Origin of the sequence: Streptomyces sp. NPDC056452 (genome assembly GCF_042796085.1) — a bacterium.
Classification (GTDB): domain Bacteria; phylum Actinomycetota; class Actinomycetes; order Streptomycetales; family Streptomycetaceae; genus Streptomyces.
The window spans coordinates 19,998-31,795 of record NZ_JBHTRI010000031.1; the positions used below are offsets into that span (position 1 = coordinate 19,998).

The following is an 11,798-nucleotide window of genomic DNA, read 5'->3' on the forward strand; positions in this document are numbered from 1 at the left end:
ACAGTGGTCTGCCGGCCCTCGAGGGGTTACGTGCGTGTCGCGGTCCGGTCAGATCCGGCCGCCGGTGAGGCGAGTGATCGGCCCGGCATGGGTCCTGGCCGTCTGGCGTCCGAGGGTGAACGCGCCGGCGAGGAGTCCACCGACGCCTGCGGCAGCGCCCACGGCCATGGCCTTGCGGTGCTTGCCGACGGTCCGTGCGATGGTCGCGGTCGATGGCACCCTGCCCGCCGTGTCCAGGACGGTCTGCCGGCCCGATTCCCACCCGGTGACAGCCGCCCGCTTCGCCGCCAGGCCGGCCGACCGCACACCGGTCCCCGCCGCCTCGGCGGCGTCCTGGGCCGACGACTTGGCGTCCTGCGCCGCTGACTTGGCCTTCGAGGCCGCGACCGCAGCGCCGGACGTGGCCTGGTTCCCGGACGCCTCAGTGATCTGTCGACCACCGGCGGCACCCGTACCGGCCTTCGCCGCAGAACCGTTCACATTCTTCTGGGATTCATCGCTCTCTGCAGTCATGGTGTTCGTGTTACCCCTCGATGCGGCTCGAAACAGAGCGACACTCAGGAAGGCAGGCGTTGGTACCGCACAGCACTGCACCGGGGTGCTGGACCGGGCGTGGTTCTGCGGGGATGGAGGGCGTGCCGGACAGGCGGAACCTTGTGCCGGACAGGCGGAACCTTGTGGAATGTCCTGGATCCAGCATCACCCCGACGGCAACCCATCGCGGCGCAGTGACGACGCTTCGCGGCCCGGACGGTCTACTGGAAGCTCAGCCGGTGTGGATGTGCCGGATCGGCCGGGCAGGTGTGCACCCGCATCAGGCCGCGACCGAGGTAGACGCCGACCGGGTCGATTACGCGCGGGTCGTTGTCGGCATCCCGGTCCTCGACCGGCAGCCAGCTGCGTGAGGCGCCGTCGCACTCCCACTTGTCCACGGTGAGCAGGGGTGGCATCGCTGTTCCGCACACCTGGCAGTCGACCGGAGCAGGATCGGTCAGGTGCCAGGAGGCGAAGCCTCCGACCTTCCAACCGGGGGCGACCGACAGGTCGCTCATGTAGTCGATCTCTTCCGGTTCCCCCGCTCGGGCTGCGGCCATCGCCCCCTCGTACTCCTCGTACGTCGCGTAGCTCGCCGGCGAGGAGGGGCCGTCATCGTCCTCCTCCTCCTCCTCGACGAGGAGCGCTTCCTCCCATTCGGAGATCTCGTCCTGGAGCGGCTCGTCCAGCAGCCCGAAGTACTCGTGCTCCACGACCCGCTCCGGGTGTACTACGCACATGGTCGGGACGCATTCCGCGCGGCCGGCCACCGGGGGTTCGGGCTGCGGCGACAGTACGGCGCCGACGTCGTCCGAGCGTCGCCACTTCAGCACGACGTCGATTGTGCCGTCGGCCCCGTGCACCTCGAAGGGGCACCAGAAGACCTGCAGGAGATCGTGGCCCTCGGGTCCCACGAGATCCGGGACCTCTCCTGCGAACAACTGGGCGACGGCCAGCATCGGCAACGGCCAGTCGTCGTGGAGGCCGGGGGCGTGCTCACCCCGCGTCATCCCGTCGAGGAGGCGTTGTTCGTCCTCGGTGTACTCCCGTCCTCGTGCATCACCCTCGATCCGGCGGCGCAGCCGCACGTCGGAGAGGAGGTGGCCCTTACCCTTCGGATGTACGGCCGTGCACACCGGCCACGGTTCGTCGGCCGGCCACAGCAGGGGGCCCGCCAGCGAACTTTCCTGTGCCCTGGGAGCGCCGCGACGGGGGTGAAGCCGGGTTGCTGTGCGCCGGTGGGCCGCAAGGGCAGGGAAAGCCGCTTCAATGTCGAGGGGACGCGGCGGGGTGGTGCGGGGCATGGGAAAGCCTTCCAAGTACATTCGGAAGCGATGCTATACAGCGGTCCGGACACCGGCGGCGGGGCTCCCGACTGCACGTGAAGGTGTGGGTGTCTGCGTCTGCATGACGAGGTTGTGTCAAGTCCAATTTGCCCTTTCCGACGCCACCCAGGCGGTAGGCGACGGCACAGACGCGAGGCGACGACCGTCACGAGCGGGCTGTACTACGATGCGCCCGACGACCGAGTCATGCAGCACCCTCGCGTGTCCTTGTCCCTCTTGGGCGAGGCTGACCGGAAGGGCACGGTGAACATGACCGGGCAACCCGACCGTTGGGCGGAACTGACCGGCGGACAAGCTGGGGAAGACTACGCTCGACGTTTCGCGCGGCTCGTCGAGTCGGGCCATGACATCCATGGCGAGGCCGCCTTCTGCGCAGCATTGTTGAAGCCTGCCGCCCGGGTACTCGATGCCGGCTGCGGCACCGGTCGGATCGCGATCCGGCTCGCCGAGCTGGGCCACCACTGCACCGGTGTGGACGTCGACGCCTCGATGCTCGCCGTCGCCCGCCGCGACGCCCCCACACAGGAGTGGCTCCTCGGTGACTTGGCCCGTCTGGATGACCTGGACCTGGATCCGGGCTTCGACCTGGCGCTCGCCGCCGGAAACGTCATCCCCCTGCTGGCCCCCGGCACCGAGGCAGCCGTCGTCCGTCAACTGGCTGCCGCATTGAGCCCCAACGGTCTGCTCGTCACGGGGATGGGTCTGGACGCAGCACACCTGCCACTCGCGGAACCGACGGTGACCATTACAGAGTTCGACCACTGGTGCACCGAGGCCGGTCTGACCTTGCGACAGCGCTACGCCACCTGGAGCGGCGATCCCTATGACGAAGGCTGCGGCTACGCCGTGAGCGTGCACTCCCGCCACGCCACGTGAGGCATCACCCTCCCGCGACCGTCCGGCCGACACGCCCGAGTGATCCCACGCCTTGATCGTGTGCACGACGAGATGGGCGGCAGGGCGTCGACCGCGGCCACGGACCCAATCTTGAACTGCGGTCTGCTCCGGGCGGGTGGGTGGGGACCCGAACAACACCCCGAATGGTTCACTCACCTGGTCAGTCGCCGCACGCGAGGGCGGTCTTCAACCGATCCTGTACCCAGCCTACCCAGCCACAGAAGTACCGGATCAACCGAAGGCCCTGCCAGGAATGTGGTGCGTCACGATGTCCGGAGGGCAGCGTTCGTGGAAGCGTCACAGGACTGGCAGATGAATGGACCCGGAAGGCTATTCACGCGGTCGATGAGGACTGGCCCGCGAGCGCGGCATTGCTGCGGGGCCAGGTGATCGAACTCCGATGAAGTAGGTAATGCCATGCTGCTGGAGAACAAGACAGCCATCGTCTACGGCGGCGCTGGAGCGATTGGCTCCGCGGTTCGCCCGCGTCTTTGCCGGCGAAGGCGCCACGGTCCACCTGGTCGGGCGCACCCATGCACCTCTTGAGGAGCTGGCCGGCAGAATCGCCGAATCCGGGGGTCGCGTGGAGATCGCCACGCTCGACGCGACTGACCGCGCCGCAGTCGAGCAGCACGCCGAGGCCGTCGCCCGGCACTCTGCGGGAATCGATATCGCCTTCAACGCCACGTCCAACGAAGACCTGCACGGCACCCCGTTGGTCGACATGGCCGACGAAGACGTGCTGCGCCCCGTCACCAAGGCAGTCACCACCCACTTGACTCTGGCCACCGCGGTCGCCCGCCATATGATCCCCCGCCACGCCGGGGTGATCCTGGCCATGGGGGGCGGCAGAGAAGCCATCCCTGGCCTCGGCGGCTCCCACATTGCCTGGTCCGCCCTTTCCGGGGTGTGCCGCCAACTCGCCGCCGAACTCGGCCCGCACGGCATCCGGGTGGCCTGGCTGCTCTCTCCCGGCTCGCCGGATCCGTCCAACCCGCCCGAGGATGATCCTGAGGCGACCGCGACTCTGCTCAACCGCCGGCCCCGTCTCGAGGACGTCGCCTACGCCGCCGCCTTCCTCGCCTCAGACCGCGCACCGACCATGACCGCCACAGAGGTCAATGTCACCGGCGGCGCCGTCGTCGACTGAAGTGCGCTCGCCGAGCCGTCGTCCCAGTCTCACTTCGCCACGAAGACCCCACAGACCCACCGGTCCAGCTGCGACCGCTCGGCCTGATCACCGGTGCGGCCTTTGTCACCAGCCGTGGCCCACATTCCGTGACAGGCGGAACGGCGGAGCGGGCTGCTGCCCTGGTACGTGTCCTCGACGCGGAGCCCGGCAATTACCCTCGAGGTAATCGCACTGCCCAACCACCCTCAGCTACGTTCTGGTCATCGCTCACACTCCCGGAACGAAAAGAGAGCCCCGTGGTGCCCGCTTACGGCTTCGCCCATCTCCGCAGCCGCCGGAATCACTCCGACATCATCGAATATCTGGAGCGCATCCAGGCAACCCTCGACCCCTTCGCCGGCCGCTTCGTCATCCACGGTCCGCCGGTCGAAGTCGTAGAGGGTTCGTGGCCCGGCAGCATGGTGCTGATCGAGTTCCCCAGCCTGGCCGAAGCCCGTGCCTGGTACGACTCTCCCGCCTACCGGGCCATCCTGAGTTTGCGTACCGACCACGTGGAGGGCGACTTGGTGCTGATCGAGGGCGTCGGTCCGAACTACGACCCCGCCGAGCGAGCTCGCACGCTGCGAACAGAAGCAGGCCGAGCCGGCCAGCCGACCACACAATCCTGAGCCTCGCCCGGAGGGCGGGGCAGGATCCGGCATCGTGCAGTGCCCCTCAAGGCTGAGCGGCACTGCCCGTGCCCGTTGCGCAATCGCGGGTGCCATGTCGTGCAGCCCCCAGCGCAACTGGTGCCTGAGCCCACCAACCCGACCTCACCAGACGGGATTTGGTGGTACCGGCGCTCCTGCAGGGCGTGGATCGTTCTCCATAAGGGTGATGGGGAGCCCGGTGAGCGGGATTGGTGGGCGGCCTGTCATTCTGTGGCCCCTGACTCACCATCGACTGGGGAGAACAAGCACCCATGCGTTCAAGACTTCTCACCGCTGCGGCTCTTGCCACCGCACTCTCGGCCGCCAGTATGCTCATATCTGGGCAGAGCGCCGTGGCAGCGGCGCAGTCCAGCTGTGACTACAAGGTCCTGTGGCCGACGGCCGGCGTGTACGAGGAACCGAACCCCTACAGCGTGATCGTGAAGACCAAGCAGGCCGGTGACATCGTGGGCGCCCCCGGCCCTGGCTGCGAATACGCCAGCTGGGTCGACAACTCGTACAACGTGACCTACGCGCGGGTCAGTACTGCCGCGGCGGCCGACGGTGTGGGCTGGATGCGGTACGAGGCACTCGTCCGCGTCTGACGGTCGCCGCGCACCCATCGAGACACCGCTTGTGCGCCTAGCGCATGACCGGCGCCCAACGGGCCGAACGTGCACGGAGCGCAAGGCTGCTGGCGCCGCCGGACATCCGGCGGCGCCAGCAGCGCGCTCGGCCCTCCACCGCTTCGGCTGTGGCCGAGTCCCGGTGCCCCGGCCGGGGTTGCGTACGTTCGACGACTACGGCTTGAGCTCCCGCCTGCGTACGGATGAACGGCCCCGGTGAGATGAGCCCGAGGCCGATTCGCCGTTCGCCAGCGTGGCAGGGGAGTGAGGCAGTGACTGGGTGAGAGGTCCCAGCCGTACCCGTTGTGAAACAGGGCGGCCCACCTGTGAAGCAGAGGCGAGGCGTTGGCGGCCTGGCACCGCCGGAGCGAGGCTCCACCCGTACGCCGATCGCAAGCTCGCCGACATTTGATCCGCCGACCTCACCCCGGCTCGTCCACACCAGCAAGGGCATTGCCGTTTGACGACCGGCACATGCACGGTGATGCGTATCCGCTTCCACCTGAAGAGCGCGGAGGAGGAGAGAAACTCCTCGCCGTCCTCGAGTGCATCACTCCGCGCGTTCAGGCGTTCGCCGATGGGGAACTCGTCGTCCAGGGCACCTGCAAGGGCTTGGGCGAGGCCCGCGCCCGACTGCCCGTCGGCTAGCGGGTGACCGAGGACGAGCAGGTGCGCAACGCCCGCGGCCTGCTCACTCGCCCGGATGGCATAGGCAGTCCGGATCTCCGGCTGCCGGTAACGAGCCACCTGCTCCGGCATCGCAGGGTGTGGGATCGATCGAGGACGGGTAGAGAAGCCCGCGAAACCGGTGATCTTGGTCGAGAGCCCACCTATCAGGACCTTCGCGAGGCAGGAGCGCCGAACTCATGCTCAAAGCAACAAGGTTGGCAAGGCCCAGCGATCGGTACACCATTCGACGAGTACCCACGATATGTACCGGCACACCCCCGACTTGTGTTCGGGTGGCGGCCTGCGACCGGGCACGCGAACGGAGGTGCGTGACACGACCTCCAATTCGGCCTTCCCGATATCCGGTTCCCTTGCCCCGTCGCGCGTCGGCAATCCGCTGTAACGAGCCATGGCGCGGCAGTCAGCGGACTCCTGGCCCGCGCAGGCTTGGCTGCGAACCAATTGTCTGCCTGAGGGACCAGGAAAGGTTCCGCGGCCGTTGTCGCCGGTCACTCCGCGTCGGGCAGGACGACAGCGAGACGCTTTCGCAGACAGAACCCAATGCGGCGGGTGTTCACACCGACGCGGAGATCTACCGAAGGTGACGTGCACCCGCAGCCTCGTCGGTATGCGTAACAAGACCAACCACGTACAGGGAAAGGAAAAGACGTCGTGACCACTCAGCTTCAACTTCCCCCGGCAGCCCCCGGAAGGCTTCCGCTTCTCGGCCACGCTCTGTCCCTCGTGGGCGGAAGTTCCCGGCTTGATTTCCTGCAACGGCTGCGTCCCCTTGGGCCCATCGTGCGTATCGCCGTGGGTCCGAAATCCTTGATGGTGGTCAACGACCCTGACTTCATCCACGAGTTGCTCACCGGACGCCTGACGAAGAGCCTCGACAAGGGCCTTCTCTTCGCCAAGCTAAAACTCTTCGGCAAGGACGCCCTGCCCGTCGCCGAAGGCGCAAGGCATATGCGGCGTCGGCGGCTCGTGCAGCCAACCTTGCACCACAAGCAGGTCAGCGGCTACGTCGACGCGATGAGTAAGACGATCGAGCAGACCATCGCACCGTGGCACGACGGCGAGACACTGGACCTCAAAACAGAGATGCAGCTGATCACTCAGTCGGTGATCACGGAGACGCTGTTCTCCTCGCACCCGCCGCGCGACGCGGCAGGCACGATCCTCAGAAGCGTAGACACGGTCTTCATGGCAGCCCTCCAGCGTGCTCTCCTTCCTCTGCGCGTGCTGGAACGCCTGCCGACCCCCGGCAACCGGCGCCTCAAGAAGGCCAGCGACACATTGCGCCGGACGGTCGAGGACATCATCGCGGCGCACAGGAACCAACCTGACGCATACGACGACGTCGTCTCACTGCTCCTGAACCTCACGGATGAGAACGGAGCGCCGCTGGAGGACGACGACATCCTGTCCGAGGTCACCGGACTGCTGGCTGCGGGATCCGAGACGACCGCCGTCGTCATGGCGTGGCTGTTCTACGAACTGGCCCGCAACCCCGACCTCGAAGACCGACTGCACCGCGAGATCGACTCCGTGCTCAAGGGCGCTCCACTGACGGCCGAGCACATACCCCAACTCACCTTCACCGGACGACTCGTCACGGAGACCCTGCGTCTGTATTCCCCTGCCTGGCTCGTGACGCGGCGAACCACCTCGGATGTGCAGCTGGGCGAGTTCGATCTGCCTGCAGGCACAGACCTGATTTTCAGCCCCTACACAATGCATCGCGATCCTGACCTGTACCCAGACCCGCAGCGCTTCGACCCCGACCGTTGGCTGCCGGAACGAACTCAACCGCCGCAGAACGCGTTCATCCCTTTCGGCGCCGGAAAGCGGATGTGCATGGGTGACAGGTTCGCGGTAACCGAGGCAATCTCCATTGCCGTCCATGTTGCATCCCGTTGGCGGCTTCGGCTGGAGCAGGGGCCCACCGTACGACCCATTGGGGCGATCACCACTCACCCATCGTGGCTTCGCATGGTCGCCGAGGCGAGGACACCGATCACCGCAGACGCATCGTCGAATTGACCGCCCTTCTCCTGAACGTGGCGCCGGACGGCGGCATGGTCCGAACGAGGCCGCCAGGATGCCGCCCCGCCTGTGTCCTGGCGCCGTTTGGAGAGGCGCTTGCCAACCGGGCACGGCTACGCCCGGTGATTCCAGCTGGCAGCGGACTGCCGAACTCGGCCTGCGTTTTGGCGAACTGTCACCTTCGCGGAGCTGAGCCCACCCGCTTGTACGGGTGGGGCCGGGCCGCGCGGGTCAGCGGCGACACGCTGCCACACCGTCCACGATCGAAGGCGAACAGTACGTTGCGCGGAGTTCCGTACTTGGCGGCGTAGGCCAAGGGGCACGTCACGGGCGCAGTTGCTCAGCCAGTCCGACGATGATGCCTTCCGGGCCGCGGAGGTAGCAGAGCAGATAGCTGTCCTCGAACCGGGCGATCTCGCCGACGAGTTCGGCGCCGTGAGGGCGCAGGCGGGCAACGGTGTCCTGGATGTCATCGACGGCGAACATGACGCGATGCGTGCCCAGAATGTTGTGCGGCGGGTTTCGCGGCCCGGCGCTGATCGCCGCGGGGCTGCGGTACTTCGCCAGCTCGAGCCGACTGTGACCGTCCGGGGTCCGGACCATCGCGATGTCACAGCGTACGCCGTCGAGTCCGGTGCACTGGTCGGCGACGAGGCCCTCGATCTCCGCCTTGCCCTCGAGCTCCATACCGAGTTCCACGAAGAATGCGATGGCGGCATCCAGGTCCTCGACGACGATGCCGACGTTGTCCATCCGCTGAATCGCCATGCTGGTTTCTCCTTCTTCCTCGTGCGGCCGGTGGTGGCCGCTGATGTCCCTGGGACGGAGCCGGTGACACGTTCTCGACATCCCCGGACCGCCGAACTCCGAAAATCTGGATCGCGCCTCAGCACCGCTGCGGCATACCGCGAGCCAGGCGCCACCACCGAGGGCGAGTGCGGCGCAAGTGGCCGCTCCCATGAGGACGATCGAGGGGTGGGGCTCCCGGCCCCTGTGCCATCCGAGACGGGTACGCAGATCACTCCTGGATGGGCTCCGGCAACCCGCTCCGGCACGTCATCGGCCAACCGAACCTCGGCACCGAGGAACGCGCTGACACAGCGGCAGACCAAGGGCAGACAACGGCACCCATCGCGATACCTGTGTACTCGGGATGACCTCGCCCTGGTCCGCGAGGTGAACGCGCACCCGTACTGGAACGAGCCCGGCCATTCCTGCACCGCGCTGGTCGAGCTCCGACCTGACGCCCGCGCTCGGGGGTGTCTGGGGCAGTGGGAATGGCCGGCCTCACTGGCGCGCCGACTCGGATGGGAGGGGCCGAGCAGCCCTCGGCGGTTGCATCCGGAGGGGATCGCGACCAGCCACGATCAGGCCCGAACCGCTCCCGGCCCCCATTCGAATCGACCTGGTCGGATCAGCCCTCCGGCGGGCCCTCGGGGATCGGGTGCACTTCGACCGGGTCGTTGCTGGGCTTCCCGCCCGCACCGGGACATGCGGATGCCCGTGCGGCGATCTCCAGGGCCCGGTCCTCGCTCTTGACGTCGACCACCCAGTACCCGGCCAGGACGTTCTGGTCCTTCTGAGCCGGCCCATCGGTCACCTGCGGGCGTCCATCGCTTCCGGCCCTCACCGTCTTGGCCAGTGAGGGGCCGCCGAGGCCCTGACCGTCGACCCATTCGCCGGCGGAGTTGATGTCATCGTTGAGGGCGTTCATGTGGGCGAACATGGACTGCATGTCGGCCTCGGAGTAGCCCGACATGATGGCGTCCCACTGGGCCGCAGGCACGTTCATCTGGATCATGTACTTCATGTTGCTCACTTCCCGGGCTGGCTGTGATTTCTTGGGCTTGCGAAGAGGTAGACAGTCGGAGAACGCGGAACTCATCGGTGTCCCATCCTCACCATGCTCCGCCGGTACGTACCCGCCAGGGAGAAACGCCCGACAACGCGGAGATAGGTTGCGCGGCGGGGCGGGCCGCCTCATTCCAGCCCGAGGGCCCGCGGCCCGCACCAGACCGCCCACCGCCAACAGCACGTACCCGAGCAGCCGAGTCCCGTGGCGGAGTGCGGCCCGCACAGTCCGGTGACGGCGGCGTTGCCGCCACGCCCACGCGACGATCGAACAGTCTCTGACATCGGCCCGCACGCGGAACCGTCCTTTACTCATGCGTGCACCGTCGTTGCCCGTGGCCTCAGTGGGTGAATCCCGATCGCGGACGAGCGGCGGAAGACCACGCGCGCAATAGCTTCGCAGCACTCAGCGATGAATTCCGCTGGCCTGGATAGGCTCGCTTTCGTCACGCCCATCACAGGAGGAAAACATGGATCAACTACTGAGGGTCCAGAACTTCAACGTCTCAAGTGACGGAATTGGGGCCGGAGAGAACCAGACCCTCGAAAGACCGTTTGGCAATGGCGTCGAACCCGAAAGGCTGTTCGCATGGGCGGGCGCCACGGCAAGCTGGCCGACGCGCACGGACCCGGGAGGGAGCCGGGGTCTGGACGACTACCTCACGCGGGACTACGACCGCAACATCGGGGCCGAGATCATGGGCCGCAACAAGTTCGGGCCCCAGCGCGGGCCCTGGCAGGACCACGAGTGGCAGGGCTGGTGGGGCGACAAGCCACCGTTTCACACTCCGGTGTTCGTCCTGACCCACCACAAGCGTCCTTCGATCACGCTTTCCGACACCACATTCCACTTTGTCGACGGCGACCCGGCCACGGTCCTCGAGCAGGCCCGCGAGGCGGCGCAGGGCAAGGACGTCAGGCTCGGCGGCGGGGTGACCACGATCCGGCAGTTCCTCGACGCCGACCTCGTCGACACCATGCATGTCGCGGTCTCGCCCTTGAAGCTCGGATCCGGACTACGGCTCTGGGAATCCCCCGATGAGCTGCTCGACCGCTTCCACCTGGACGTCGTTCCCAGCCCGAGTGGGGTGACGCATCACCTGTTCTGGCGAAAGTGACCGGGCCTCAGAGCCGGCCCCGGTCGGCTGCCTCACCTCACGAGACCGACCTGAGGCGGGCCGTCGAGCCCTGCCGCGGAGAAGGGCGAAGCGGTGGCCGCGCTCGCGATGATCTGCGAGCGCTTCACCGGGGCCCGGCGGCTACGGCACGGTCGTCCACGGGCCGTTCCCGGAAGCGCGCGCTCATGCCGAGCACAGCTGCGGCGTAGTCATGGGGCTGGGGCGAGCGCAGGGTGGAATAGCGAGCCCGAAGCGCCCTCCGAGCGCCCTCTGTTCCTCAGAAATACAAGCCGCCGATCTCGCGGGGGAATGAACGGATGCTCCTTGCGGATCTTGGGTTTGCCCGTTCACTTCAAGCGGTGGAGCGGCGCGACGCGGTAGGTGCAGGAGTGCCTGCTACGCGTCCGGGTCGCGCGCGATCCAGCCCGGCGAATCGAGCCGGATCGCACCGTCCCCGACCAGCGAGCGGAGCGCCTCCTCGAGTACCGAGAGCGACGCCGCACCCACCTGCTTCTCCCACTGCTCACGCATCTCGTCGAAGATCGCTTCGCCCTGCTGCAACAGTGCGAGCCCGCGCTCGGTGACGCGAAGTCGTGTCCGTCGGCGGTCGACGGGGTCAGGCTGGCGCGCTACGTAATTGCGTTCCTCCAGTGCGGCGATCGTCTTGGCGGCCGCCTGTCTCGTGACCGACATCCTGCGGGCGAGTTCGGAAGCGCTGTCGGCACCGGACAAGATCGAGTGGAGGGCGAAGTCGTGCACCGACCGCACATCCTCGTACCCGCGCTCGGCGAGCTCGGCGGTGGCTCGATCCGCCAGAGTACGGAAGCCGGCGAGCAGGAGCAGGGCGAGATCGGCGCCTGATCTGGACATGCAGCCAGCATACGGCC

General features: G+C 67.3%; 11 protein-coding genes. 6 read left to right on the forward strand and 5 right to left on the reverse strand.

Annotated elements, in window-relative coordinates:
* Positions 1 to 48: 48 nt before the first annotated feature.
* Positions 49 to 513, reverse strand: coding sequence for a hypothetical protein (locus ACFQ6X_RS26880; protein ID WP_383185057.1), 465 nt, complete (start codon positions 511 to 513; stop codon positions 49 to 51).
* A 242-nt stretch (positions 514 to 755) separates the two neighbouring features.
* A complete protein-coding gene (locus tag ACFQ6X_RS26885; protein WP_383185059.1) occupies positions 756 to 1,670 on the reverse strand; it encodes a hypothetical protein in 915 nt (304 codons plus the stop codon).
* A gap of 459 nt (positions 1,671 to 2,129) precedes the next feature.
* Between ACFQ6X_RS26885 and ACFQ6X_RS26890 the strand changes: the two genes are divergently transcribed.
* The 5 genes from ACFQ6X_RS26890 to ACFQ6X_RS26910 all read left to right on the forward strand — a co-directional run bounded on the left by ACFQ6X_RS26890 (position 2,130) and on the right by ACFQ6X_RS26910 (position 7,939).
* On the forward strand, positions 2,130 to 2,756 hold the full coding sequence (locus ACFQ6X_RS26890; protein WP_383185144.1) for a class I SAM-dependent methyltransferase: 627 nt from the start codon (positions 2,130 to 2,132) through the stop codon (positions 2,754 to 2,756).
* A gap of 433 nt (positions 2,757 to 3,189) precedes the next feature.
* Positions 3,190 to 3,927, forward strand: coding sequence for an SDR family NAD(P)-dependent oxidoreductase (locus tag ACFQ6X_RS26895; protein ID WP_383185060.1), 738 nt, complete (start codon positions 3,190 to 3,192; stop codon positions 3,925 to 3,927).
* Positions 3,928 to 4,208: 281 nt separating this feature from the next.
* Positions 4,209 to 4,577: a DUF1330 domain-containing protein gene (locus ACFQ6X_RS26900; protein ID WP_383185145.1), complete on the forward strand. Its 369-nt coding sequence runs from the start codon at positions 4,209 to 4,211 to the stop codon at positions 4,575 to 4,577.
* Between the two features lie 293 nt (positions 4,578 to 4,870).
* Entirely contained in the window at positions 4,871 to 5,203 is a 333-nt protein-coding gene (locus ACFQ6X_RS26905) for a glycosyltransferase (protein ID WP_383185062.1), read from the forward strand.
* A gap of 1,362 nt (positions 5,204 to 6,565) precedes the next feature.
* Positions 6,566 to 7,939, forward strand: a complete 1,374-nt coding sequence (locus tag ACFQ6X_RS26910) for a cytochrome P450 (protein WP_383185064.1) — start codon at positions 6,566 to 6,568, stop codon at positions 7,937 to 7,939.
* A gap of 327 nt (positions 7,940 to 8,266) precedes the next feature.
* On the opposite strand, the gene ACFQ6X_RS26915 is transcribed toward ACFQ6X_RS26910, so the two are convergent.
* Together ACFQ6X_RS26915 and ACFQ6X_RS26920 are read right to left on the reverse strand one after the other, a co-directional pair.
* On the reverse strand, positions 8,267 to 8,710 hold the full coding sequence (locus ACFQ6X_RS26915; RefSeq protein WP_383185065.1) for a VOC family protein: 444 nt from the start codon (positions 8,708 to 8,710) through the stop codon (positions 8,267 to 8,269).
* A gap of 646 nt (positions 8,711 to 9,356) precedes the next feature.
* Positions 9,357 to 9,743 (reverse strand): YciI family protein, encoded by a 387-nt coding sequence (locus ACFQ6X_RS26920; protein WP_383185067.1) that lies wholly within the window; start codon positions 9,741 to 9,743, stop codon positions 9,357 to 9,359.
* Between the two features lie 520 nt (positions 9,744 to 10,263).
* Between ACFQ6X_RS26920 and ACFQ6X_RS26925 the strand changes: the two genes are divergently transcribed.
* Positions 10,264 to 10,911: a dihydrofolate reductase family protein gene (locus ACFQ6X_RS26925; protein ID WP_383185069.1), complete on the forward strand. Its 648-nt coding sequence runs from the start codon at positions 10,264 to 10,266 to the stop codon at positions 10,909 to 10,911.
* A gap of 396 nt (positions 10,912 to 11,307) precedes the next feature.
* Here ACFQ6X_RS26925 and ACFQ6X_RS26930 read toward each other — a convergent pair whose 3' ends face one another.
* A complete protein-coding gene (locus ACFQ6X_RS26930) occupies positions 11,308 to 11,781 on the reverse strand; it encodes a MarR family winged helix-turn-helix transcriptional regulator (protein ID WP_383185070.1) in 474 nt (157 codons plus the stop codon).
* Positions 11,782 to 11,798: the final 17 nt, after the last annotated feature.

Bases quoted from the DNA above. Each gene is read 5' to 3' on its own strand.
- ACFQ6X_RS26880 (WP_383185057.1), bottom strand. From the start codon at position 513: ATGACTGCAGAGAGCGATGAATCCCAGAAGAATGTGAACGGTTCTGCG.
- ACFQ6X_RS26890 (WP_383185144.1), top strand. From the start codon at position 2,130: ATGACCGGGCAACCCGACCGTTGGGCGGAACTGACCGGCGGACAAGCT.
- ACFQ6X_RS26895 (WP_383185060.1), top strand. From the start codon at position 3,190: ATGCCATGCTGCTGGAGAACAAGACAGCCATCGTCTACGGCGGCGCTG.
- ACFQ6X_RS26905 (WP_383185062.1), top strand. From the start codon at position 4,871: ATGCGTTCAAGACTTCTCACCGCTGCGGCTCTTGCCACCGCACTCTCG.
- ACFQ6X_RS26915 (WP_383185065.1), bottom strand. From the start codon at position 8,710: ATGGCGATTCAGCGGATGGACAACGTCGGCATCGTCGTCGAGGACCTG.
- ACFQ6X_RS26920 (WP_383185067.1), bottom strand. From the start codon at position 9,743: ATGATCCAGATGAACGTGCCTGCGGCCCAGTGGGACGCCATCATGTCG.
- ACFQ6X_RS26925 (WP_383185069.1), top strand. From the start codon at position 10,264: ATGGATCAACTACTGAGGGTCCAGAACTTCAACGTCTCAAGTGACGGA.
- ACFQ6X_RS26930 (WP_383185070.1), bottom strand. From the start codon at position 11,781: ATGTCCAGATCAGGCGCCGATCTCGCCCTGCTCCTGCTCGCCGGCTTC.